Here is a 23,590-nt window from a genome sequence, read left to right on the forward strand (position 1 = left end):
ATGGGCAGTGGAATCTGGTCCACCGACGTGTACGACGCCGCCGACCGCTACCGCCGGTCCACCGGCCGGAGCGCCTTCTCCTACAGCGACAGCGGGGCGCGCACCGTGCACCCCGCGCTCGACCCCCGCGACGCGAGCCGGGAGAGCCGGGACTCCGACGAGCACCCGCAGTCGACGCCCATCGCGGTGCTCTTCGACGTGACCGGCTCCATGCGCAGGGTGCCACGCGCCCTGCAGACCAAGCTGCCGCAGCTGCTCGGCCTGCTGCAACGGCAGGGGTACGCCAGCGATCCGCAGATCATGTTCGGTGCGATCGGCGACGCCACCTGCGACCGGGTGCCGTTGCAGGTCGGCCAGTTCGAGTCGGACAACCGGATGGACGACGACCTCGGCCGGATCGTCCTCGAAGGCGGTGGCGGCGGGCAGATGAGCGAGTCGTACGAGCTGGCCCTGTACTTCATGGCCCGGCACACCGTCACCGACAACTGGGAGAAGCGCGGCCGGCGCGGCTACCTGTTCATCATCGGCGACGAGCTGGCGTACCCGCAGGTGAAGGCTCGTGAGGTGGCCGGCCTGATCGGCGACGACCTGGCGCAGGACGTGCCGCTGCGGCAGGTCGTCGACGAGGTGACCCGCCGCTGGGACACCTACTATCTGCTTCCCGCCGGCAGCCACTACGCCGGCAACGCGAAGGTGCTCGACTTCTGGCGGGATCTGCTCGGGCAGAACGCTGTCGTGCTCGATGACCTCGACGCCGTCTGCGAGACCATCGCGCTCACCATCGGCCTCGGCGAGCAGGCCATCGACCTGGACGAGGGCCTGCGCCACCTGGACCACGCCGGCTCCAGCGCCACCGGCACCGTCTCGAAGGCCCTGGCCCGCCTCGGCCGGGGGCGGCGGGCCGAGGTGTCGACCCTGCCGGCGTTCCGCGACACCACCGGCGGGGTGAGGAGGCTGTGAGGCACGTGGCGGTGGTCGACCTCGGCTTCGGCGACGCCGGCAAGGGCACGGTGGTGGACTGGCTCTGCGCCACCCGCCCGGTGCACACGGTGGTCCGCTTCAACGGGGGCGCGCAGGCGGCGCACACCGTCGTGCTGCGCGACGGGCGGCACCACACGTTCGCGCAGTTCGGCGCGGGCACGTTCCATCCCGGCGTCGGTACGCACCTGTCCCGGCACGTGGTGGTGGACCCGCTGGCACTGGCCGCCGAGGCCGACCATCTCGCCACGATCGGGGTGCCCGACGCGCTCGACCGGCTGACCGTCGACGCCGACGCGCTGCTCGCCACCCCGTACCACCGGGCCGCCAACCGCGCCCGGGAGATCGCCCGGGGAGCCGACCGGCACGGCTCCTGCGGGCTGGGGGTGGGTGAGGCCGTCGCGTACGGCCTCGCCCACCCCGACGACGCGCCCCGCGTCGCCGACTGCCACCGCCCCGCGCTGCTGCGCCGCCGGCTGACCGCCCTGCGGGACCGGCTGACCGCCGAACTCGGCCCGTTGGACGCGCCACCGGTCGACGACTGCCTGCCCGCGTTCACCGGGTTCGCCGCACGGGTCGCGGTCGTCGACCGGAGCTGGCTCGCCGGGGCGCTGCGCGCCGGCACCTGCGTCTTCGAGGGCGCGCAGGGGGTGCTGCTCGACGAGTGGCACGGCTTCCACCCGTACACGACGTGGAGCACCACCACGTTCGCCAACGCCGACAGCCTGCTCGCCGAGGCCGGTCGGTCCGGCGACCTGACCCGGATCGGCGTGCTGCGGATCGTCACCACCCGACACGGGCCCGGCCCGCTGGTGACCGAGGACCCGGCCCTGCCGCTGGCCGACCCGCACAACCCGACCAACCCCTGGCAGGGCCGGTTCCGGTTCGGCCACTTCGACGCGGTCGCCCACCGGTACGCCCTCGCCGCGGCCGGCGGAGTGGACGGCCTGGCGCTGACCCACCTCGACCTCGCCGGCCCCGAGCTGCGGATCTGCCGCCGCTACGACACCACCGACCGGCTCGACCCCGGCCCACCCGGCGACCTGGACCGACAGGCCGCGCTCACCGACCGCCTGCTGCGCTCCCGACCCTTGTACGACGACCCGCCGACGGACTGGAAGGAGGCGGTGGGCGCGGAGCTGGGCGCACCTGTGGTGCTCGCCTCGCACGGCCCCACCGCCGACGACAAGACCCCGCACGGCCCACTGCTCGCCCCACCCGCCCTGGTGCGCTCGGCCTGACGCCCGGGACCGAAGGGGGTGATCCGCCGACTCGGCCCACCGGGCGGCTCGCACCCGGCGAGCATGAGGGCATGGACGCCGCCCTCGACCTGCTCCGACAGCTGATCACCTCGCCGTGGGTGTACCTGCTGATCTTCGGGCTCACGGCGGTCGACGCGTTCTTTCCAGCCGTACCCGGCGAGGCGGCCGTCATCACCGCCGCCGTGCTCTCCACCGGCGGGAGCCCCAACCTGGCGGCGGTGATCGCCGTCGCCGCGGTGGGCGCCTGCGTCGGCGACCACATCTCGTACGCCATCGGACGCGGTGGCGGCGCGAACCGGCTCGCCGGGTTTCCCGACGGGAGCCGACGGCGGGCCAGCTCCGAGTGGGCCCGCCGTGCGCTGAACCGGCGCGGCGGGCTGATCCTGACCACCTCCCGCTACCTGCCGGGCGGCCGGACCGCGGTCACCCTCACCATGGGCGCGGTGCGGTATCCCCGCCGGTCGTTCCTGCTCTACGACGTGATCGCGACGGTCACCTGGGCCGTGTACTGCGGACTGCTCGGCTACTTCGGTGGGCTGGCCTTCGCGCGCCACCCCGTCAAGGGCGTCCTCGCCGGAATCGGCCTCTCGGTGCTCGTCACGCTGGGTATCGAGGCCGTCCGCTGGCTGCGCCACCGGGCGCACCGCCGCGCCGCCGCCCGCAACTGGCCGGGCGGATCGACCTGACACCCGTCACAGCAGGTCGGCCGGCGGACGCCAGGTGACGCCGTGCAGCAGTTGGGCGGCGCCGAGCCAGGCCACGTTCATCATCCGGGTGGCCGTCTTCTCCGGGTCGGCGTCCGGGTGGTCCGCGAGCCAGTCGGCCAGTGACTCGGTCGCGCCGACCAGGGCGTACGCGACGACCTCCAGGTCGAGGGCGGCGATCTCGCGGCCCTCGGCGCGCAGCGCGTGGTCGAGCATCCCGGCGACCACCTCGACCAGGCGGGCCCGCATGGTGGCCAGCTCGCCGGCGAACGGCTGCTCGCCCCGGGCCTGCCGGTAGAGCACCGCCCAGCCGTCCCGGTGCGCGCCGACGAAGCCGAAGAACGCCCGCAGCCCATGCCAGAGCCGCTCGTCGGCCGGCAGGTCGGGGGCGGCGGCACCGGCGATGGCCTGCATCATCCGGGTGCCCTCCCGGTGCAGGCAGGCGACGAACAGCTCCTCCTTCGTCCCGAGGTAGGCGTACACCATGGGCTTGGAGATGCCGGCGTCCTCCGCGATCTCGTCCATGCTGGCGGCGTGGAAGCCACGCCGGGAGAAGACCTTCACGGCCGCGTCGAGCATCTGCTGCTCGCGGACGGCGCGGGGCAGGCGCTTGAAGGCGGGGACACTGGACACCTTGCGAGCATACCTACTCGTGCGTAGGGTTACGCACGAGTAGCCAAATCTTCCCGGAAGGCGCATCTCATGACTGACTTCGACCCGGCCACCTTCGCCAACGTCGGCCCCAAGGAGTTCGCCCAGCTGGTCAAGTCCACCCCGGACGAGAAGATCGCCCAGGTGATGTCCGGTGACCTGCGCGGCAAGGTCCTCGGTGAGGTCTTCGGCCGGATGCCGTCGCTGTTCCGCGCGGACCGGGCCGGCTCCACCAACGCGGTCATCCACTGGATCATCACCGGTCGTCCCGACGGCGGCAGCGACACCTACGAGGTGGTCATCGCCGACGGCAAGTGCGAGGTGAACGAGACTCCGCAGCACGACCCGAAGCTGAGCCTGACCATGGGCCCGGTGGAGTTCCTGAAGATCGTCTCCGGCGGCGCCAACCCGGTGATGATGTTCATGACCGGCAAGCTGAAGGCGAAGGGCGACCTCGGCCTCGCCGCCAACATCGCCAACCTGTTCGACATCCCCAAGGCCTGACATGGCTGAGTTCTCGCTTGACCTGAACGAGGAACAGCGGGATCTACGCGACTGGGTGCACGGCTTCGCCGCCGAGGTCGTGCGCCCGGCCGCCGCCGAGTGGGACGAGCGCGAGGACACCCCGTGGCCGGTGATCCAGGAGGCCGCCAAGGTCGGCCTCTACGGCTTCGAGTTCCTCGCCACCTGCTGGGCAGACCCGACCGGACTCTCCCTGCCCATCGCCAGCGAGGAACTCTTCTGGGGTGACGCCGGCATCGGCCTGAGCATCTTCGGCACCTCGCTCGCCGTCGCCGCCATCTACGGCGCCGGCACCCCCGAACAGATGATCGAGTGGGTGCCGCAGTGCTTCGGCGACGTCGACTCCCCAGCCGTCGCCGCGTTCTGCACCAGCGAACCCGAGGCCGGCTCCGACGTCGGCGCGATGCGCACCCGGGCCGTCTACGACGAGGCCACCGACGAGTGGGTCCTGAACGGCCAGAAGGCGTACGCCACCAACGGCGGCATCGCCGGCGTGCACGTGGTCACCGCCTCGGTCGACCCCACACTCGGCTCCCGAGGCCAGGCGGCGTTCGTCGTACCGCCCGGCACCCCCGGCCTGGCCGCGACCCGCAAGCTGCGCAAGCTCGGCCTGCGCGCGTCACACACCGCCGACGTCTTTCTCGACGGGGTACGCGTGCCCGGCCGCTGCCTGCTCGGCGGACGGGACGCCCTGCTGGAACGCCTGGACCGCGCCCGCACCGGGCAACGGGCCAGCGGGCAGGCCGCGATGCGCACCTTCGAGCTGTCCCGACCCACGGTCGGCGCGCAGGCGCTCGGCGTGGCCCGGGCCGCCTACGAGTACGCCCTGGACTACGCGAAGGACCGGGTCCAGTTCGGACGGCCGATCATCGAGAACCAGGCGGTCGCGTTCGCGCTGGCCGACATGCGGATGGAGATCGACGCGGCTCGGCTGCTGGTCTGGCGGGCCTCCTGGATGGGCCGCAACAACCGCCCGTTCACCGCGGGCGAGGGCTCGATGTCCAAGCTCAAGGCCGGCGAGGTGGCGGTGTCGGTCACCGAGAAGGCGGTGCAGCTGCTCGGCGGGGCCGGCTTCCTGCGCGACCACCCCGTCGAACGCTGGTACCGCGACGCCAAGATCTACACCATTTTCGAGGGTACGTCCGAGATCCAGCGACTGGTGATCTCCCGGGCGATCTCCGGCATGCAGATCCGCTGAGCCTCCGGTCAGCCACCCCCTGGCCCGACTGCCGGTCGGGCCAGGGGCGGCGTCCTACCTATCCGTGCCGTCTTCGTCACCCCATGCCGACGCCGGCTGGGCCTGATGCCGCGTCGGGTGCATGATCAAGGAAGACGCCCTGCCGGATGGGAGTCCCACTGCCCGTCCGCGTACCACCCTCAAGGAGGTCTGCGGCATGGACCTGCCGTTCGTCGTCGCCACGCTGACCCGGCGCGGCCTGCTCACCCCGGGCCGCCCGATCCGGATCGCCTCACAGCTCAACGCGTTGCGCACCTGGGGGTGGAGTCTCGCCGGCGAACTGCGCCAGGCAGCCGCCCGAGACCCTGGTCGGCCGGCGATCATCGACGAGGACGGCGTCGAGCTGACCTACCAGGCGCTCCTCGACCGGGCCGAACGCATGGCCCGGTCGATGCGGTCCGGGCTCGGCGTACAGGCCGGCGACCGGATCGGCGTGCTGTGCCGCAACCACCACGGGCTGATCGAGACCATCGTCGCGGCGACCCTGCTCGGCGTCGACGCGGTCCTGGTCAACACCGGGCTCTCCGCCGCCCAACTGTCCACCGTCGCCGAGGAGCAGCGGCTGCGGCTGCTGGTGCACGACGACGAGTTCGCCGAACGGGTCCTCGGCCTCCCCGCCGAGCTGCCCCGCCTCGACGAACGCGCCCGCGAGGAGCTGGTGGCCGGAGCGCTGCCCGGCGAGCTGCACCCACCGGAGCGCGACGGCCGGATCATCGTGCTCACCTCGGGCACCACCGGCGCGCCCAAGGGCGCCCGCCGGCCCACACCCAGCGGTTTCGGGCCGCTCGTGTCCATCATCGACCGCATCCCGCTGCACGCCAAGGACCGGGTGCTGATCGCCGCCCCGATCTTCCACACCTGGGGATTCGCCGCCCTGCAGGTCTGCTTCGCGTTGCGGGCCACCATCGTGCTGCACCGCCGCTTCGACCCGGCCGCCACGATCGCCGCCCTGGTGGCACACCGCTGCGACGCCCTCTTCGCCGTACCCGTGATGCTCCAACGGCTGCTGGAGGTGCCCCCACCGGACCCGCGCCCCCCGCTCAAGGTCGTCGCGGTCAGCGGATCGGCTCTGCCGGGCGGGCTCGCCCCGAAGTTCATGGACGTGTACGGAGACGTCCTCTACAACCTCTACGGGTCCACCGAGGTCTCCTGGGCGTCCATCGCCGGTCCCCCGGACCTGCGCCAGGCACCCACCGCGGCCGGCCGGCCGCCGCACGGCACCCGCCTGGAAATTCTCGACGACGACGGTCAGCCGATACCCGAGGGTCGGGTCGGCCGTATCTTCGTCGGCAACGAGATGCTCTTCGAGGGCTACACCTCCGGTGCCAGCCGGGAGACCCGCGACGGCCTGCTCGACACCGGCGACCTCGGCCGGCTCAACGCCGACGGGCTGCTCTTCGTCGACGGCCGGGCCGACGACATGATCGTCTCCGGCGGCGAGAACGTGTTCCCGTCCGAGGTGGAGGACCTGCTCGCCCAACTACCGCAGGTACGCGAGGCCGCCGTGATCGGCGTACCCGACCCCGAGTACGGCCAGCGACTGGCCGCATTCCTCGCCCTGCACCCCGGCGAGACCCTCGACCCCGAGGCGGTCCGTGAGTACGTCCGGCACTACCTGGCCCGGTTCTCCGTACCCCGGGACGTGGTCTTCGTGAAGTACCTGCCCCGCAACGCCACCGGCAAGGTGCTCACCCGGGAACTACGCCGCTACTACGGCTGAGGCGGGACCCTCAGGTCGGGATCGTGATCCGGCCCTCGACCGCGGCGGTGGCGATGTCGGTGCGGTGCTGCGAGCCGGCCAGCTCCACCCCGTCCACCAGCGCGTACGCCGCATCCCGGGCGGCCGCCAGGTCGGGGCCGGTGGCCGTACCGCAGAGGACCCGGCCGCCGGCGGAGAGCAACGCGCCGTCGCTCGCCCGGCGGGCGGTGCCCGCGTGGATGATGCCCGGCCGGTCCGCGCCGGTGATCACGTCGCCGGTGCGCGGCGCGGCAGGGTAGCCCTGCGCGGCGAGCACCACGGTCACCGCCGCGCCGTCGCGCCAGCGCAGCGGCGGGTGCTCGGCCAGCGTTCCGGTGGCCGCCGCGTGCAACAGCCCACCCAGCGGGGTCTCCAGCAGGGCGAGCACGACCTGGGTCTCCGGGTCGCCGAAGCGCGCGTTGAACTCGATCACCCGAGGGCCGGTGGTCGTCATCGCGAGGCCCACGTAGAGCAGGCCCGCGAACGGCGTGCCCCGACGGCGCAACTCCGCCAGGGTGGGGTGGACCACGTCGCGCATGACGTCGTCGACCAGGCCGGGCGGGGCCCAGGGCAGCGGCGCGTACGCGCCCATGCCGCCCGTGTTCGGGCCCGTGTCGCCGTCGCCGATCCGCTTGAAGTCCTGCGCGGGCAGCAGCGGCAGCGCCGCCTCGCCGTCGGTGACCACGAACAGGCTGACCTCCGGACCGTCGAGGAACTCCTCGACCACCACCCGGCCGCACTCCGCGGCGTGCGCCAACGCGGCGGATCGGTCGTCGGTCACCACCACGCCCTTGCCGGCGGCCAGACCGTCGTCCTTTACCACGTACGGGGCGCCGAACTCGTCCAGCGCCCGCGCGGTGGTCTCCTCGTCGGTGCAGACGTACGCCCGGGCGGTCGGCACACCGGCGGCGGTCATCACGTCCTTGGCGAACGCCTTGGAGCCCTCCAGTTGGGCGGCCTCGGCCGACGGGCCGAACACGGCGATGCCCTTGGCACGTACCGCGTCGGCGACACCGGCCACGAGCGGCGCCTCCGGCCCGATCACCACCAGGTCAGCGGCAGTCTCCACGGCGAGCGCGGCGACAGCGGCCGGATCGGAGGCGTTCACGGCCCGCACCTCGGCAACCGAGGCGATCCCCGGATTACCAGGCGCGGCAATCAGCGCCGAAACAGCCGGATCGCGTGCCAACCCGAGCGCGAGCGCATGCTCCCGCCCACCACCACCCACCAAAAGAACCCGCACAACCGAGCATCCTACTGTCCACCCCACCCACCGCCCCGCATCGCGCCGGTGATCAAGAGATTTGCGTCAAAATCTCGCGCGAATCTGACGCAAAACTCTTGATCAACAGGGCGAAGGGGGCGGGGACGCCAGGCGGGGTCGGGGCCCGGGGGTGGGTGGGTGGGGTGGGGGGTTAGGGGAGGAGGGGGTGTTGGACTACGTTTTCTTCTCGGCCTGGGCCTACGCCGATGACGCTGACCCTGGTGTTGCAGAGTTCCTCGACGCGGGCGATGTAGCGACGGGCGTTCTCCGGCAGCTCGTCAACGGTGCGGGCCTTGGTGATGTCCTCCCACCACCCGTCGAGCTCCTCGTACACCGGCGTGGCGTGGTGGAAGTCCGTCTGGCTCATCGGCATGTCGTCGACGCGCTTGCCGTTGATCTCGTAGCCGACGCAGATCGGCACCTTGGGCAGCCCGGTGAGCACATCCAGCTTGGTGATGACCAGGTCGGTGACGCCGTTGAGGCGGCAGGCGTACCGGGCCACGACCGCGTCGAACCACCCGCACCGGCGCTCCCGGCCGGTGGTGGTGCCGTACTCCGCGCCGATCTTGCGCAGGTGCGCGCCGTTGGCGTCGAACAACTCGGTCGGGAACGGCCCCGAACCGACCCGGGTGGTGTACGCCTTGCTCACCGCGATCACCTGGTTGATCGCGGTCGGCGGGATGCCGGCGCCCACGCAGGCGCCACCGGCCGTCGGGTTGGACGACGTCACGAAGGGGTACGTGCCGTGGTCCATGTCCAGCATGGTGGCCTGGGCGCCCTCCAGGAGCACCGTCTCGCCGCGGTCCAGCGCGTCCCAGAGCATGGCCCGGGTCTCGGCGATGTACGGCTTGAGCCGCTCCGCGTACTCCAGGTACTCCTCGACGGTGGCCTCAAGGTCGATCGCCTTGCGGTTGTAGACCTTGAACAGCATCTGGTTCTTCTCGCGCAGCGCGAGTTCCAGCTTCTTGCGCAGGATGCCCGGGTCGAGCAGGTCCTGGAGCCGAATGCCCATCCGGGCGACCTTGTCGCCGTACGCCGGGCCGATGCCCCGGCCGGTGGTGCCGATCCGGGACGAGCCGAGGTACCGCTCGACCACCCGGTCCAGCGCCCGGTGGTGCGGCATGATGAGGTGCGCGTCACCCGAGATCCGCAGCCGGGACACGTCCACGCCACGCTCGGCGAGACCGTCGATCTCGGCGAGCAGCACCTTCGGGTCGACCACCACGCCGTTGCCGATGATGATCATCGCGCTCGGCGAGAGCGCCCCGGAGGGCATCAGGTGCAGCGCGTACTTCTGGCCGTCCGGGGTGATGACCGTGTGCCCGGCGTTGTTGCCGCCGGAGTAGCGCACGACGTAGTCGACCCGCTCACCCAGCAGGTCGGTAACCTTGCCCTTGCCCTCGTCGCCCCACTGAGCGCCGATGAGCACGATCGCTGGCATCTTTTCCGCCTCCAGAAGGCTCGGGTGCCAGGTGGCGACCGGTTGGCGAGCCCGGGGTGTCAGGTTAACAAGTAGTGACGGCGCGACCGGCAGGGGTCGCGTCGAGAGGCAGGAGGCTCCTTCCGTGTACGACGTGGTGCTGCTCACCCTCTCATCGGAGCGCGACGCTCCCGGGGGCTGCGGCAGCGGCGGGGCCTGCTGCGGCGGCGCGACCGGAACCGACACCGCCGTCAAGGGCGCTGACGCTGGCACGGCGACCGACGCCGGCACCGACCCTGGCGGGACGCCGGGTGACGCCGACCGGTGCGCCACCGACCGGCCCCGCGTGCCGGTGCTGGCCTGCGCCGACGCCCTGACCGCCCGAGGTGCCCGGGTGCAGACGGTCACCGCCCGCTCGGACGCGGAGATCGACGCGGTGTTGGCCCAGCTCGACGGTCCGGCCCGCCCGGACGGTCTCACCTGGCCGGATTCGGACGGCAAGACCCGGCTGGTCGTCGCCACGGCGAGCGACGCGCAGTTGCGCGCCGTGCTGCGCCGGCTCGTCCGGCGGTACGCCCCACCGCCGAGCCGCCGTCCGGCTGACCTGCGCGGTGACCGGACCCTGCCCGACCTGCCTCCGGTCGCCGTACTCCCTCTCGACCCGGCGCGCGGCGGCACCCACCGGGACCTGGCCGCGCAGCTCGGGCTGCCCCGCGACCCGGCGGCCGTGGCCGCCGCCGTGTTGGACGGCACGCCACGCCGGCTGGACCTGCTGCGCAACGACGGCGGCTCGGTGACCCTGGACGGCGCTCTGCTCGGCGCCGCCGATGACGCGGGCCGCCCGCTGCACTGGCGGGCCCGGGTGGAGGTGGACGACGCCATCCTCACCGACGGCGACGAACCGCTGCTGGCCTGCGCGATCGGAAATGCCGGCGGGTACGCGTCGCTCGACGACGTGACGCTGCTGGCCGCGCCGGACCCGGCCGACGGCCAGGTCGAGGTCGCGGTGGCCGTCCCGGTGGTCGTCCGCTCGGCGTTGGGACGCAAGCGGGTACGCCTGGAGGTGCGGCGGGCCCGGGGACGGGCCGTGTCGGTGCTGCCCCGGGAGGGAAAGGTGCCCTACCTCGACGATGGCGTCGAGGGTGAGCTGACCCGCAAGCGCTCCTGGTGGATCGAACCGGGTGCCTGGGCGGTCTGGGTGGTCTGACCCCGACTGCGCCGATCGGCCCCGATCGGCCGGTGGGCCTATCCTCGCAGGAGGACTGGGGAGGAACCGTAATGGACAAGAACGCCGACCGGGCGCAGGTGCCCGGCCAGCAGCCGGTGCCGGAGCGGGACATCGAACCACTCTGGCCGCCGGATCCGGCCGAGCGGGGCGCGGGTGACGTGGTGCCGCCGTGGGCGGCGGTCGCCGAGCGGCGGGACGGCCCACCGCCGTCCGCGCCGTCGTCGGCCGTCTCGCCGCCGGTGACCGCGCCGCCGACCGGCCGTCCGCCGGTTCCCGGGCAGCCGGGGGCCGCAGCCCTCCCGCCGCCGTCTCCGTCGGACTACCCGTCCCTGACCGGGGCGGTGCCCCCGCCGAGCGGCTGGGGGGCCACCGGCCCGAGCGGGGCGGGTACGGGCTGGGCACCGGCGCGGCCGAGCTGGCCGCCGGCCGACGAGCCAGCCACTCCACCCACGCCGCCCGCGCCACCAGCGCCAGCCACTCCGCCCGCACCACCCGTTCCGTCGACAGCACCGGTTCCGCCGGCCGTGGGTGCTCTCGTCGGGCCAGGAAGTGACACGTCGCCGCCGACCTCCGGCACTCCGGCCACCGGCACGCTGTCGGGGGCCACCCCAGCCGGAGCGACGGGCACCGCAACCGGGGCGACGGGCACCGCACCCGGAGCGGCGCCGGCCGACGAGCCTGTCCCAGGTCCGGTCACCGACCCGCCGGTCGCGTCGGGCGGCGTCGACCTGGACCTGCCGTTCTCCCTGGACCGCCCGGCGGCAGCAGCCACGCCCACCGACCGACCGACCCCGGCAGGCCCGCCCGCCACAGGTCCGGTGACGGCAGATCCCAGCACGGCAGGCCCGACCACCGCAGGGCCGACCACCGCAGGGCCGACCACCGCAGGCCCGAGCACCGCAGGGCCGATCATCGCAGGTCCGAGCATCGCAGGCCCGGCGGTGCCGGTGCCGGTGCCGCAGGCTGGCGGAGGAGCCGGCGCCGGGGAGGACGGCCGTGCCGTCGGGGCGGCACGGCCGCCAACCGAGTCGCCCTGGGCGTATCCGCCGCAGCGGCCGGCCAGCCCGCCCCCGTCGGCCGAGGACCAGGCCACCGTCGCGCCGCCGCCGATTCCCGCGCCGCCCGTTCCACCGCCACCGCCCACCGTCGACCAGGGCACCGGAGCGGGGCAGACGTACGCCGGCCAGACCTACGCCGGTCAGACGTACTCGCCGACGATTCCCGGCCAGGCCGGCCCGACACCGGTCGAGCCGCCGCAGCAGGGCGCGGTGGCGACCCCGCCGCCGGGGCCGTTCCCGCCGTCGCCGGGCTGGTATCCGCCGCCCTGGCAGCAGGGCGCGGCCGCGGTTCCACCGGCACCGCCTCAGCAGTACCAGGAGACCGACCCGGTGGCGCGGGTGCCGGCCACCGGTTACCCGGACGCCACCTGGACTCCGGAGACCACGGCCGCGCCGACGGCCGAGGACTTCGCCCGCCGCCGGCAGGTACGGCCCGCCGACCCGGTGGCCACCATGGGCGTACGCGCGGTGGTCAACAAGATGGGTCTGCTCCGGCTCTCGCCGGGGCGGCACGAGCAGGAGCTCAAGCGGGACATCGAGATGGTGCGCCGCAACTTCGGCGGGCTGCGGCAGGTGACCGTGGTCAACCCGAAGGGCGGCGCCGGCAAGACGGTGGCCATCCTGCTGCTGGCCATGACGTTCGGGCAGAAGCGCGGCGGCTACGTGCTGGCCTGGGACAACAACGAGACCCAGGGCACGCTCGGCATGCGGGCCCAGCAGGACTTCCACTCCCGCACGGTGCGGGACATGCTGCGCGACCTCGGGCAGTTCCAGGGCGCGCACGGTCGGGTCGGTGACCTGTCGCAGTACGTCCGCTCGCAGGGCGAGGGAATGTTCGACGTCCTGGCCTCCGACGAGTCGGCGACCGGTGGCGAGATGCTGACCGCTGCCGCGTTCGCCGAGATCCGCGAGGTGGTCAGCCGGTTCTACAAGCTGATCTTCGTGGACACCGGGAACAACGTGCGGGCGCAGAACTGGCAGGCGTCGATGGACGCCACCGACCAGCTCGTGGTCACCATGTCGGCCCGTAACGACTCGGCGGAGACGGCCGCCCGGATGCTCGACCACCTGGAGCAAAGCGGCCGGCAGCGGCTGGTCCGGCAGGCGGTGACGGTGGTGTCGATGCCGCCGTCGCGCAAGGAGATCGACCTTCCGGCCATCCAGGAGCACTTCGCGGCCCGGACCAGGGCGGTGCTGCTGGCGCCGTACGAGCGACTCATCGACAGCGGCGAGCCGATCCGGTACGGCGCGCTCTCCGCGGCCAGCCGCGACGCCTGGTTGAAGATCGCCGCCGCGGTCGCCGAGGGGTTGTAGCCCGTCGAAGGCCGGCCCGACTCCGGGCCGGCCTTCGACGGCGGTGTCAGTTGCTGGCCAGCGCGTCCGCCGCGGCCGGGTCGCAGTCGCGCAGGAACTGGGCGCAGCGGGCCGCCTCGTCGGCCTCGCCGATCTCGTCGGCGGCCCGGGAGAGCAGGTACAGGCAGCGGAGGAAGCCCCGGTTGGGCTCGTGCGACCACGGCACGGGCCCGTGCCCCTTCCAGCCGTTGCGGCGGAGCTGGTCCAGGCCACGGTGGTAGCCGGTGCGGGCGTACGCGTACGCCGTCACCACCGCACCGGCCGCGAACGCCCGGGCCGCGAGCTCCGCCCAGGCGGCGCTGTAGGTCGGGAAGCGGGCCGCCACCTCGGCGAACGCCTCATCGGTGCCGGCCTCCTGGGCGGCGGCCAGGGCGGCGTCGGCCTCGTCGTTCGCGGGCAGGAGGGTGGCCGGTGGCTCCGGCAAAAGGTTCTGCATCGCCCCATTCAACCCGCTGGACAGGGCGACACGCGAGCGGGTCGGCCGACACGTTCCGCTGAACGGCTGAGGAGTTCATCACGCCTGCGGCCTATGCCGCCGCCAGGTGTTTTCCATTACAACTAATGGTCCGGAGCCTCCCCAGGACCCGGTTACGCAGGAGCCCGGTGGCCACGACCACCGGGCTCCTGTCGCTTCCACCCCGCCCGGGGTTTGGCAGGCCCCACCGAAGGGGCAGGATGGCCGGGTGCCGACCCCACCTCCCACGGACGTCATCGAGCCGCACCTGCACGCCGACGAGATCCAGACCCGGGACGAGTTCGACCGGCAGCTGGTCACCGGCCGCCTGACCGGGCTGACCGTGCAGGGCCTACGCCTCGACCTCGCCCCGGCGCCCGACCTGACCGGCGTCGAGGTCACCGGCACCCTCTTCGTCGGCTGCCGGTTCGCCTCCCGGGAGGTCGGCGCCGACCTGGTCCGGCGGGGCGCGAACGTGGTGCCGCCGTTCTCCGGGCTGCCGTACCCGACCCAGCCGGCGCACCTCTACACCCCGGACGACCTGGCCGCCGGGTTCGCCGAGGGCGGGTTCGCCGGGATGTACGACACCCGGGTGTACGAGCACTACCGGGCGCACGGGGGCGCGCTGCCGGACGTGAAGGAGGCGCTCGGTCAGCGGCTGCACGACCATGGCGTGGACAACGCGCTCGCCGACGCCACCCGCGCCTGGCTGGGCGGGTACGGGCCGCAGTCGGTGGTGGGCATCATGGGCGGTCACGCGGTGCGGCGCGGCAGTGCGGCGTACCGGATGGCGGCCGTGCTGGGGTGGGAGCTGGCGCGGGCCGACCGGTTGGTGGTGACCGGCGGTGGTCCCGGGGTGATGGAGGCGGCGAACCTCGGCGCGTACCTGGCGGACCGGCCGGCGGCGGACCTGACCGCGGCGATCGACCTGCTGGCCACCGCGCCCGACTTCACCGACCACCACCGGTACACGGCCGTGGCGTTGACGGTCCGGCAGCGGTACGCGGGCGTGCCCCGCCAGCGCGCCGGGGACGCCGGGTGGGCACGGGCCGGAGGGCTGGCCATCCCGACCTGGCTGTACGGGCACGAGCCGGCGAACCTGTTCGCGGGGCGGATCGCGAAGTACTTCTCGAACGCCATCCGGGAGGACACCATCCTGCGGCTCGCCCGGGGTGGCATCGTCTTCGCGCCGGGGCGGGCGGGCACGGTGCAGGAGGTGTTCCAGGCGGCCACCAAGACCTACTACGGCACCGACGGGGCCAGCGGCGCGTACATCTTCCTGGACCGCGACTACTGGACTCGTGAGCTGCCGGTCGAGGCGCTGCTGCGCCCGCTGCTGGCCGCCTCCCCGTTCGGTGACCTGTCGTCGACGATCCACCTCACCGACGACGTCCGCGAGGCCGTCCGCCTGTTGACGACCTGACGACGACGGCCGGCTCCCCGAGGGAGAGCCGGCCGTCGGTGGAACGTCGTTACTTGGCCATCGTGGTGCCGGTGGAGCGCAGGTGCTCGCACGCCTCGACGACACGGGCGGCCAGGCCTGCCTCGGCGGCCTTGCCCCAGGCACGCGGGTCGTACAGCTTCTTGTTGCCGACCTCGCCGTCGACCTTCAGCACGCCGTCGTAGTTGCGGAGCATGTGGTCCGCGACGGGCCGGGTGAAGGCGTACTGGGTGTCGGTGTCGATGTTCATCTTCACGACGCCGTAGTCGAGAGCCTCGCGGATCTCGCTCAGCAGGGAGCCCGAGCCGCCGTGGAAGACCAGGCTGAGCGGCTTGTCCTTGCCGTACTTGGCGCCGACCGCCTCCTGGATCTGGTTCAGGATCTCCGGGCGGAGCTTGACGTTGCCCGGCTTGTAGACGCCGTGCACGTTGCCGAAGGTCAGCGCCGCCATGTAGCGGCCCTTCTCGCCGAGGCCGAGCGCCTCGACCATGGCCAGGCCGTCCTCGGTGGTGGTGTAGAGCTTGTCGTTGATGGCGTTCTCGACGCCGTCCTCCTCGCCACCGACGACGCCGACCTCGATCTCAAGGACGACCTTGGCCTTGGCGGCCTCGTCGAGCAGCTGGGAGGCGATCTGCAGGTTCTCGGCGACCGGCACGGCCGAGCCGTCCCACATGTGCGACTGGTACAGCGGCTGCTCGCCGCGCTTCACGCGCTCCTGCGAGATGCCCAGCAGCGGCCGGACAAACTTGTCCAGCTTGTCCTTCGGGCAGTGGTCGGTGTGCAGCGCGATGTTGACCGGGTACTTCTTGGCCACCTCGTGCGCGTACGCGGCAAACGCCACCGCGCCGGTCACCATGTCCTTGATCGAGGGACCGGACAGGTACTCGGCACCACCGGTGGAGACCTGGACGATGCCGTCGCTCTCCGCGTCGGCGAAGCCCTTGAGCGCCGCGTTAAGCGTCTGGGAGGAGGTCACGTTGATCGCGGGGTACGCGTACCGGCCAGCCTTGGCGCGGTCCAGCATCTCCGCGTAGGCCTCGGGGGAAGCGATGGGCATGTGATGCGCTCCTTACTTACCACTCTCGGCCGTGCTGGCCGCTGTTGTTCACTTGTGCGCCGGACCGCGCTGTCCTCCGCCCGGCAGTATCCCGCAGGTGTGGTGCGCAGGACCAACCGAGGGGGGTGTCAGCCGCTCACCGGGTGTCCAGACGGTCCGGCACGATGACGCTGATCAGCCAGGTGACCACTGTCATCACGATCGCTCCCCAGAACGCCGCCCAGAAGCCGTCCACCTGGAACGGCAGGTCGAGCCCGCGGGCGATCCGGTCGGTGAGCAGGAAGAGCAGCGCGTTGACCACCAGCGCAAACAGGCCCAGGGTCAGCAGGTAGAACACGCAGCCGACCACCCGGATGATCGGCTTGAGCACCGCGTTGATCACGCCGAAGATGAGCGCCACCACGATCAGCGTGAGCACGGTGTTGCCACCCGAACGGCCGTGCACGTCGACGCCGGGCACGATCAGCGTGGTCACCCACAACGCGACCGCGGTGATCGCCAGTCGGATGAGGAAGCCCACGGCACCATCCTGGCATCGGCTCGCGCCATCATGGGTTGATTCCGCCGACTCGGCTTCCGCGCGCGCCGCCGACGCAGCCCGTACGGTGGTGGGAATCGTGCCCCGAGAACCCGGGAGGGACCATGAGTCAGCCCGATGAGGACTTCACCCCCGGCGACCACCTCGCCGCGGACGAACGCGACCCCGAGGCGGAGCCGGCCGACGCGGTCGAGCAGGCCACCGTGGTCGACCCGGCGCACGTCGACGTCGAGCCGCAGCGCGGCATGGAGGTCGACGACTGGGACGCCATGGAGCAGGCCCGGGTGGTCACTGCGGACGAGGACGACTACCGCTGACGGCTCAGCGAGCTTCGTCGACCAGCTTCGGGTGACGGGCCGCCCAGTCGCCGAGCCGGTCCTCCCGCAGCGCGGTCAGGAACTCCGGCGCGAGCCTCGGGTCGGTACGCAGGTAGCGGTCCTTCCCGGTCGGCCAGACGACCGGCAGGCCGATCCCAACCGGCTCCACCGATCGCAGCGTGGAGGCGAGCCGCAGCAGGTCCAGCATGGCGGCCCGGTCGGGTGACACGACGAGGTCCGGGCCGACGGTGGTCAGCAGCTTGGCGAGGCGTACCGGATCGGTGAGCACGCCCTGGTCGGTGGTCTGGCGGACCAGCCCGGCGGCGAAGAGCCGGGCGTTGCGGTCCCGGTCCTGGCTCCCCTCGGGCAGACCGTAGCGCTGGCGGAGCAGGTCGACCGACGCGGCGCCGTCGAGACGTTGGCAGCCGGCCGGGAAGACCCGCTTCGTGTGGACGGAGCGCACCCGCTCGGGCAGGCAGGCCGGCACCCCGCCAAGGGCGTCGGTCAGCGAGCGCACCGCGCGGTACGTCAGCACCACGCCAGCGTCCACCCGGACCCCGGTCAGCTCGGCCACCGTACGCCGAGTCAGCTCGTACCCCTTGGTCAGCTCGGGGCGGGTGAACCCGGCGCCGAACGGGAACGCGGCGTTCAGCTTGTCGGTCCCCTGGCCCGGAATCGGCACCCCCAGGTCACGTGGCAGCGACACCAGGTAGGGGCGACTGCGGTCGGCCGGGATGTGCACCAACAGGACCGCGTCCGCGTGTGCCGCCGTCCGGCCGTCGCCGTCGATGCCGAGCAGCAGAATGTTCAGCGCGCCGGTCGGTGTCGTCCGACCCGACTCACCGAGCAGCTCGGCGGTCGGCGGCGGCCCCGCGCGCTCCGGGGTCAGCAGGGGCACCCCGAGCCCCAGCACCCCGAGCAGGGCCAGCGCGATGCCACCGGCTTGCCAGCGGCGTCGGCGCCGACGTCGGCCGATCGCCAGCCGGTCGATGGCGGCCCGCAGCGGGCCGGTCGGCGGGGTCAGCGGCTCGTGCCGGGCGAAGGCGGCCCGCAGGTCATCCTCGATCATGAGCGAACCTCCACATACTCGGCCCGGAGCGTGGCCAGGGCCCGGGAGATGGACGAACGTACGGTCCCGACGGCGCAGCCGAGAATGTCGGCGATCTCGGCGTCGGGTAGGTCTTCGTAGTAGCGCAGCACGAGGGTGGCGCGCTGCCTGCGTGGCAGCCGGGACAGCCAGGTCCAGATCTGGTCCCGGTCCACGGCGGACTGGGCGTGGTCGGCCGACGCCGGCAGGGACTCGTCGGGCTCCCCGCGCAGCAGCACCCGGCGCATCCACGAGCCGCGCTTCCAGTCGACGTACTGGTTGGTGAGCATCCGGCGCACGTACCGCTCGGGTGAGTCCGCGCGGACGACCCGCCGCCAGTTCAGCTGGACCCGGACCATCGTCTCCTGCACCAGATCCTGCGCCTGGTGCGGATCGCCGGTGAGCATCACCGCGTACCGCAGCAGCGGGGCAAGTCGCGTGTCCGCGAACTCCTCGTACGTCACTGCACCTCCCGGGGTCCTGCCTCAGATGACGGGAGCGGGCCGGTGGAACGTTGCGGTGACGACGATCAACCTTTCGGTTCGTCTTGCCGACCAGGCGGTGATCAGGGGCGGCGCTGAACCTTAGCGATTCCTTAAGATCCGCAGGCTGCACCTGAATCCCCCACTTGGAGGAATCCCCCTCATGCTCACCCACTCCACCCGGCGCTGGCTCGCCGGCCTGGGCGTCGCAGGCGCGTTCGTCGCCGCCTCCGCCAGTCCGGCCCTCGCCGAGCCCGCGGCCGAGTTCTACATGTTCTTCGAGAACGTCACCGTCGCCCCCGGCTCCGCCGGGGTCGTTCGTGGAGCGACCGTGCTCGGCTCCGAGCCGGCCGTGCTCAACGAGGTCACCGTCCGCTACGACTACCGCTCGCTGGCCGGCAAGGTCACCTTGGCCGGTGACACCGGCAACGACTGTTCCGCCGACGGCGACGCGGTGTTGGTCTGCATCGAACATTCCCCGCTCGTCGTCGATGAGGAATTCGGCGGGTTCCCGTCGAGGGTCGTCATCGCCCCTACCGACAAGGCAGCCGCGGGGGACACCGGCGAGCTGAAGATCAGCCTCCGGGCTGGCGGCAAGGAGGTTGCGGACTCCACCTCCCAGATCCGGATCGCCGAAGGCGTGGACCTCGCGGCTGGCCCCAACGTCGAGGTGAAGGCGGCGCCGGGCGGCTCGTTCAAGGCCCCCTTCTCGGTCCAGAACGTCGGCACGACGACTGTCGACGGTGTCGTGGCGATCTTCGACCCCGACTACGGCATCCGCAGTAAGGAGCGGTTCGACAACTGCTTCTATGTAGAGGACTACCTGCTCGCCTGCGAATTCGACGAGAAGATTCCGGCAGGCGAGGGTAGGACCGCGACCTTCAACTACGAGCTCGCCAAGGACACCTACGCACCGGGGAGCCAGGAAAGCAACGTCCGGTGGGTGGTCCCGGGAGACCTTGACGCACTCAACAGTGCGCGCAGGGAGGCCGGCGTCGCGGCAGCGCGCCAAGGCACCGGCAAGACCCTGGAACTGGCCCCGATGCCCGGCAAGCGCAATGCCCGCGCCCTCCAGACGGACGTCGACCCGTCCAACAACTGGGGCGCAGTAAATGTGCAGGTCACCGGCAAGAACGGGGCTGACCTGGAGGCCATCGGCGCCACGCTCACCGGCAAGAAGGGCGCGGTGGTGACCGCCCCGCTCGGCTTCCGCAACAACGGTCCGGCGACGCTGGACCACTTCCGCAGTGGGTCCGACGTGACCTACGTCGACGTGACGGTCCCGAAGGGCACCACCGCCGTCGAGGTGCCGTTCGAGTGCGCACCGCGGACCGGCAACGACGCCGAGTGGGAGGAGGCGGGCACCCCGGGTGCCGCCGCCTACCGCTGCTACCCCGGTCCGTTCGCCCCGGCCGGCGAGGAGCTGACCGGCGAGTTCAAGTTCCGGATCGACAAGGTCATCGCCAACGCCACCGGCACGGTCAAGGTCAACGTGCCGTGCGAGTGCGAGGGCGGCTTCTACGAGGACTTGAAGCCGGCCAACGACACCGCCAAGATCCTGGTGAACGCCGCCAGCGGTCAGGGCGGCGGCGAGGATGACGGTGGCGCGCTGCCGATCACCGGCCAGTCGACCGGCCTGATCGCCGGCATCGGCGCTCTGCTGCTCGCCGCGGGCGTCGGCGGCTACCTGGTGGCCAAGCGCCGCCGGACCCGCTTCGTCGCCTGATCAACCCCCGCACCACCGGTGCCCCGCCGACCACACAGGTCGGCGGGGCACCGTCGTTTACGGCCAGCGGGTGGTAGGGCCCGGTCCGGCGCGGTGCGGGCACCGGGCTTCGGTACCCTTTGTGGCCGTGGACACAGCTGAGAAGACCCGTGCTCTCACGGAGAGCGTCGCCCTGAACCCGCTCGATCCCAAGGACCTGTTGCAGACCTTCGGGCTGGTCGGCGTCTGGGTGATCCTCTTCGCCGAGACCGGCCTGCTGGTGGGCTTCTTCTTCCCCGGCGACTCGCTGCTGTTCCTCGCCGGCGTGGCAGCCTCGCCGGTGGCGGACGCCATCTTCGGTGACGGCACCCGGCTCTCGCTGGCCGGTCTGCTGATCGGCGGGCCGATCTGCGCGATCCTCGGCGCCCAGCTGGGGCACTGGCTCGGCGCGCGGTACGGCCGGCGGATGTTCGAGCGGCCCAACTCGCGGCTCTTCAAGAAGGAGTACGTCGAGAAGGCCGAGTACTACTTCCAGAAGTTCGGCCCGGCGAAGGCCGTGGTGCTGGCGCGCTTCATCCCGATCGTGCGGACGTTCCTCAACCCGGTCGCCGGGGCGCTGGGCATGCCGGCTCGGCAGTTCCTGATGTGGAACATCGTCGGCGCGGTGCTCTGGGTGGACGGCATCCTGCTGATCGGCTATCTGCTGGCCGACCGGATCTACAAGGCCATCGGCGACAAGATCGACCACTACATCCTGCCGGTGGTCGCCCTGATCATCCTGATCTCGGTGCTGCCGATCTTCTTCGAGTTCCTGCGTGACCGGCGGGCGCGCAAGCGCGGCGAGGCGGTCGCGGTGGTCGCGGCGGCCAGCGCCGCGGGCGCGGTCGACGCGGTACGCGAGAAGTTCGACCACGACGAGCACCCGCACGACCGTCGGCACCCGGGGCACGGCCAGGAGCGCTGATCCGAGATACGACGACGGCCGGCCCCCTGGTGAGGGGGTCGGCCGTCGGCATGTCAGGCCCGCCCTCCGGCGGTGCGGCCGAGGACGAGCAGGTATCACCTACCGGTGGCGCCACCCCTGGTTCGCCACCGGACACCGCCCCGGCATGGGACGGTGCGCAGCGCCTATGTCAGCGGGCCTTCTTGGTGGCCCGCTTACGCGGCGGGGTCAGCAGGTCGGCGATCGTCGCGATCGCACTCGGGACCAGCCGGTAGTACGCCCAGACACCGCGCTTCTCCCGCTCCAGCAAGCCGGCCTCGGTGAGGATACGCAGGTGGTGACTGACCGTCGGCTGAGAGAGGCCGAGCGGCGCGGTCAAGTCACAGACGCACGCCTCGCCCTCGGGGGCCGACTGGATCAGGCTGAGCAGCCGCAACCGGGCGGGATCCGCAAGGGCCTTGAGGACCCCCGCGAGACGCTCGGCATCGGCACGTTCGATCGGCTCACCGGCAAGCGGCGAGATCTGAGGCATTGTCATTTCGGCCAACGCAGTTCCCACGTATTCCATCCTTCCACCAGCAGCATCGATCCGCCTGCATATCAGCAGATCCGAATCGGCAAACTTTTACGCCACAAGGCCGAGGTCAGCCAACGTATAGGCCGCCCTGTACGGCAATCCGGCGGCTCGCACCGCGTCGCCGGCGCCTCGATCAACAATAACCGCCACGCCCACGACTTCGGCTCCGGCCTCACGAAGCGCCTCGACAGCGGTCAACACACTTCCGCCCGTTGTGGACGTGTCCTCCACCGCCAACACCCGGCGGCCGGCCACCTCCGGTCCCTCGATCCGTCGCTGCAGACCGTGCGCCTTGCCCGCCTTCCGCACCACAAAGGCGTCGAGGGCGCGGCCGGTCGGAGCGGCGGCGTGCAGCATCGAGAGCGCGACAGGGTCCGCGCCCAGGGTGAGCCCACCGACGGCCTCGTACTCCCAGTCGGCGGTGAGATCGAGCAGCGCCCGACCGACCAACGGAGCGGCCTGGTGATGGAGCGTGACACGCCGGAGATCGACGTACCAGTCTGCCTCGCGCCCCGAGGAGAGCACGACCCGTCCGTGGACCACAGCCAGGTCGGTAATGAATTTACGCAGGTCGTCGTGGTCCCCCATGGCGATAGAGATTACTGCGCAAGTCTGAACGGCGTGTGCACGGCCCTCCCTGATCAGCCCCGCGAGGAACCGACGGTTGGCGATGTTCGACTACGCTCAGCGACCGACCCGGAGGCGGTGCGCCAACGCCCGACGACGGAGCTTTCGGCGCGAGCGGGCACCGACGGCTCAGTTCTCGTCGCGACCGATCCGGCTGCGGGTGTCGCGGGCGACCGCCTGGAGCAGCCGGATCGGCGCGTGTCGCAGACCGGCGACCGCCACCTTGTACTTCCAGGCGGGGATGCTTACCAACTTGCCTTTTCGCAGGTCACGTAGGGCTTCGTCGACGACATCCTCGGCTCGCAGCCACAGCCACTCCGGCGTCTTCGACATGTTGATGCCGGCCCGTTCGTGGAATTCGGTGCGGGTGTAGCCGGGGCAGAGAGCCATCACCCGGACACCGAATGGGCGTGCCGACTGGCCGACGGACTCGCTGAAATTGGTGACCCACGCCTTGCTGGCCGAGTAGGTCGATCCGGGCATCACCGCGCCAAACCCTGCAACCGAAGAGACATTTATCACTGCCCCGTCGCGCCGTTCGGTCATCGGCCGAAGCGCCGCCAGGGTCAGTCGCATGACGGCGTGCACGTTGAGCCGGAGCAGCCGTGCCTCGTCCTCCGCTGTGGAGCGCAGGAACGGCTTGTTCAGGCTGATGCCGGCGTTGTTGACGAGCAGGTGGACAGGGCTGTCGGACGTCAGCCGCTGCTCGACGGTCGCGCAGCCGTCGTCGGTGGACAGGTCCGCCGACAACGTCTCCACGGCACGGCCGTGCCGGGAGCCCAGCTCGGCGGCCATCTCGCCCAGTCGGTCAGCATCCCGGGCGACCAGCACCAGATGCCAGCCGTCGGCCGCCAGGCGTCGGGCGAACGCCGCGCCGATGCCGGCGGTGGCGCCGGTGATCAGGGCCCGTCGCTCGGTGGTCGTGGGATCGAGCGTCACGGGCGGGT

At 71.9% G+C, this 23,590-nt stretch carries 23 protein-coding genes; 12 read left to right on the forward strand and 11 right to left on the reverse strand.

All coding sequences use genetic code 11. The features are described from left to right. The 3 genes from ACFYPR_RS14630 to ACFYPR_RS14640 all read left to right on the forward strand — a co-directional run bounded on the left by ACFYPR_RS14630 (window position 1) and on the right by ACFYPR_RS14640 (window position 2,926). Window positions 1–960 (forward strand): hypothetical protein, encoded by a 960-nt coding sequence (locus tag ACFYPR_RS14630; RefSeq protein ID WP_354853440.1) that lies wholly within the window; start codon window positions 1–3, stop codon window positions 958–960. Further along, a complete protein-coding gene (locus ACFYPR_RS14635) occupies window positions 957–2,219 on the forward strand; it encodes an adenylosuccinate synthetase (RefSeq protein WP_387260356.1) in 1,263 nt (420 codons plus the stop codon). The genes ACFYPR_RS14630 and ACFYPR_RS14635 overlap by 4 nt, the downstream gene beginning before the upstream one ends. A 71-nt stretch (window positions 2,220–2,290) precedes the next feature. Next, window positions 2,291–2,926, forward strand: coding sequence for a DedA family protein (locus tag ACFYPR_RS14640; RefSeq protein ID WP_354853434.1), 636 nt, complete (start codon window positions 2,291–2,293; stop codon window positions 2,924–2,926). 6 nt (window positions 2,927–2,932) lie between these two features. Here the strand turns inward: ACFYPR_RS14640 and ACFYPR_RS14645 are convergent, their stop codons facing one another. Further along, window positions 2,933–3,577, reverse strand: coding sequence for a TetR/AcrR family transcriptional regulator (locus ACFYPR_RS14645; RefSeq protein WP_355064630.1), 645 nt, complete (start codon window positions 3,575–3,577; stop codon window positions 2,933–2,935). 69 nt (window positions 3,578–3,646) lie between these two features. On the opposite strand from ACFYPR_RS14645, the gene ACFYPR_RS14650 reads away from it, so the two are divergent. The 3 genes from ACFYPR_RS14650 (at window position 3,647) to ACFYPR_RS14660 (ending at window position 7,074) form a co-directional block, all read left to right on the forward strand. Beyond that, complete coding sequence (locus ACFYPR_RS14650; RefSeq protein ID WP_387260359.1) at window positions 3,647–4,099, forward strand: SCP2 sterol-binding domain-containing protein; 453 nt, start codon at window positions 3,647–3,649, stop codon at window positions 4,097–4,099. A gap of 1 nt (window position 4,100) precedes the next feature. Further along, a complete protein-coding gene (locus ACFYPR_RS14655; protein ID WP_355064628.1) occupies window positions 4,101–5,315 on the forward strand; it encodes an acyl-CoA dehydrogenase family protein in 1,215 nt (404 codons plus the stop codon). Window positions 5,316–5,511: 196 nt separating this feature from the next. Continuing rightward, a complete protein-coding gene (locus tag ACFYPR_RS14660; protein ID WP_354853422.1) occupies window positions 5,512–7,074 on the forward strand; it encodes an AMP-binding protein in 1,563 nt (520 codons plus the stop codon). 10 nt (window positions 7,075–7,084) lie between these two features. Here ACFYPR_RS14660 and purD read toward each other — a convergent pair whose 3' ends face one another. Both purD and ACFYPR_RS14670 read right to left on the reverse strand, forming a co-directional pair. Next, on the reverse strand, window positions 7,085–8,335 hold the full coding sequence (gene purD, locus ACFYPR_RS14665; RefSeq protein WP_355064624.1) for a phosphoribosylamine--glycine ligase: 1,251 nt from the start codon (window positions 8,333–8,335) through the stop codon (window positions 7,085–7,087). 172 nt (window positions 8,336–8,507) lie between these two features. Continuing rightward, window positions 8,508–9,797: an adenylosuccinate synthase gene (locus ACFYPR_RS14670; RefSeq protein WP_354853416.1), complete on the reverse strand. Its 1,290-nt coding sequence runs from the start codon at window positions 9,795–9,797 to the stop codon at window positions 8,508–8,510. A gap of 124 nt (window positions 9,798–9,921) precedes the next feature. On the opposite strand from ACFYPR_RS14670, the gene ACFYPR_RS14675 reads away from it, so the two are divergent. Both ACFYPR_RS14675 and ACFYPR_RS14680 read left to right on the forward strand, forming a co-directional pair. Continuing rightward, window positions 9,922–10,983, forward strand: a complete 1,062-nt coding sequence (locus ACFYPR_RS14675; RefSeq protein ID WP_363942122.1) for a hypothetical protein — start codon at window positions 9,922–9,924, stop codon at window positions 10,981–10,983. A 71-nt stretch (window positions 10,984–11,054) separates the two neighbouring features. Beyond that, window positions 11,055–13,376 (forward strand): chromosome partitioning protein, encoded by a 2,322-nt coding sequence (locus tag ACFYPR_RS14680; RefSeq protein ID WP_387260362.1) that lies wholly within the window; start codon window positions 11,055–11,057, stop codon window positions 13,374–13,376. A gap of 46 nt (window positions 13,377–13,422) precedes the next feature. Here ACFYPR_RS14680 and ACFYPR_RS14685 read toward each other — a convergent pair whose 3' ends face one another. Next, window positions 13,423–13,851: a DUF3151 domain-containing protein gene (locus ACFYPR_RS14685; RefSeq protein ID WP_354860259.1), complete on the reverse strand. Its 429-nt coding sequence runs from the start codon at window positions 13,849–13,851 to the stop codon at window positions 13,423–13,425. 247 nt (window positions 13,852–14,098) lie between these two features. Between ACFYPR_RS14685 and ACFYPR_RS14690 the strand changes: the two genes are divergently transcribed. Beyond that, the gene (locus ACFYPR_RS14690; protein ID WP_387260365.1) at window positions 14,099–15,292 is read left to right on the forward strand and encodes an LOG family protein; all 1,194 of its coding nucleotides are present in this window, start codon (window positions 14,099–14,101) and stop codon (window positions 15,290–15,292) included. 49 nt (window positions 15,293–15,341) lie between these two features. Here ACFYPR_RS14690 and fbaA read toward each other — a convergent pair whose 3' ends face one another. Both fbaA and ACFYPR_RS14700 read right to left on the reverse strand, forming a co-directional pair. Next, the gene (fbaA, locus tag ACFYPR_RS14695; RefSeq protein WP_355064616.1) at window positions 15,342–16,367 is read right to left on the reverse strand and encodes a class II fructose-bisphosphate aldolase; all 1,026 of its coding nucleotides are present in this window, start codon (window positions 16,365–16,367) and stop codon (window positions 15,342–15,344) included. A 136-nt stretch (window positions 16,368–16,503) separates the two neighbouring features. Beyond that, a complete protein-coding gene (locus ACFYPR_RS14700) occupies window positions 16,504–16,887 on the reverse strand; it encodes a phage holin family protein (RefSeq protein ID WP_354860252.1) in 384 nt (127 codons plus the stop codon). A 122-nt stretch (window positions 16,888–17,009) separates the two neighbouring features. Here ACFYPR_RS14700 and ACFYPR_RS14705 point away from each other — a divergent pair, with 122 nt between their 5' ends. Beyond that, window positions 17,010–17,222: a hypothetical protein gene (locus ACFYPR_RS14705; RefSeq protein ID WP_387260368.1), complete on the forward strand. Its 213-nt coding sequence runs from the start codon at window positions 17,010–17,012 to the stop codon at window positions 17,220–17,222. Window positions 17,223–17,226: 4 nt separating this feature from the next. Here ACFYPR_RS14705 and ACFYPR_RS14710 read toward each other — a convergent pair whose 3' ends face one another. Both ACFYPR_RS14710 and ACFYPR_RS14715 read right to left on the reverse strand, forming a co-directional pair. Continuing rightward, window positions 17,227–18,291: an LCP family protein gene (locus tag ACFYPR_RS14710; RefSeq protein ID WP_387260371.1), complete on the reverse strand. Its 1,065-nt coding sequence runs from the start codon at window positions 18,289–18,291 to the stop codon at window positions 17,227–17,229. Beyond that, entirely contained in the window at window positions 18,288–18,773 is a 486-nt protein-coding gene (locus tag ACFYPR_RS14715) for a SigE family RNA polymerase sigma factor (RefSeq protein WP_354860244.1), read from the reverse strand. Before ACFYPR_RS14715 ends, ACFYPR_RS14710 begins: the two co-directional genes overlap by 4 nt. Window positions 18,774–18,954: 181 nt before the next feature. On the opposite strand from ACFYPR_RS14715, the gene ACFYPR_RS14720 reads away from it, so the two are divergent. Together ACFYPR_RS14720 and ACFYPR_RS14725 are read left to right on the forward strand one after the other, a co-directional pair. Continuing rightward, window positions 18,955–20,517 carry an LPXTG cell wall anchor domain-containing protein gene (locus tag ACFYPR_RS14720; RefSeq protein WP_355064612.1) on the forward strand — a complete coding sequence of 521 codons (1,563 nt, stop codon included), beginning with the start codon at window positions 18,955–18,957 and terminating at the stop codon, window positions 20,515–20,517. 121 nt (window positions 20,518–20,638) lie between these two features. After that, window positions 20,639–21,460 carry a DedA family protein gene (locus ACFYPR_RS14725; protein WP_354860239.1) on the forward strand — a complete coding sequence of 274 codons (822 nt, stop codon included), beginning with the start codon at window positions 20,639–20,641 and terminating at the stop codon, window positions 21,458–21,460. A gap of 169 nt (window positions 21,461–21,629) precedes the next feature. On the opposite strand, the gene ACFYPR_RS14730 is transcribed toward ACFYPR_RS14725, so the two are convergent. From ACFYPR_RS14730 to ACFYPR_RS14740, 3 genes are all read right to left on the reverse strand, one after another. Continuing rightward, on the reverse strand, window positions 21,630–22,007 hold the full coding sequence (locus tag ACFYPR_RS14730; protein ID WP_007454255.1) for a helix-turn-helix transcriptional regulator: 378 nt from the start codon (window positions 22,005–22,007) through the stop codon (window positions 21,630–21,632). A 57-nt stretch (window positions 22,008–22,064) separates the two neighbouring features. Then, a complete protein-coding gene (pyrE, locus tag ACFYPR_RS14735) occupies window positions 22,065–22,604 on the reverse strand; it encodes an orotate phosphoribosyltransferase (protein WP_007454251.1) in 540 nt (179 codons plus the stop codon). 168 nt (window positions 22,605–22,772) lie between these two features. Then, the gene (locus ACFYPR_RS14740; protein ID WP_354860233.1) at window positions 22,773–23,582 is read right to left on the reverse strand and encodes an SDR family oxidoreductase; all 810 of its coding nucleotides are present in this window, start codon (window positions 23,580–23,582) and stop codon (window positions 22,773–22,775) included. Between the last annotated feature and the right edge of the window lie 8 nt (window positions 23,583–23,590).

The sequence above is a fragment of the Micromonospora sp. NPDC005254 genome (assembly GCF_042872525.1).
In the GTDB taxonomy this organism is placed as follows: Bacteria; Actinomycetota; Actinomycetes; order Mycobacteriales; family Micromonosporaceae; genus Micromonospora.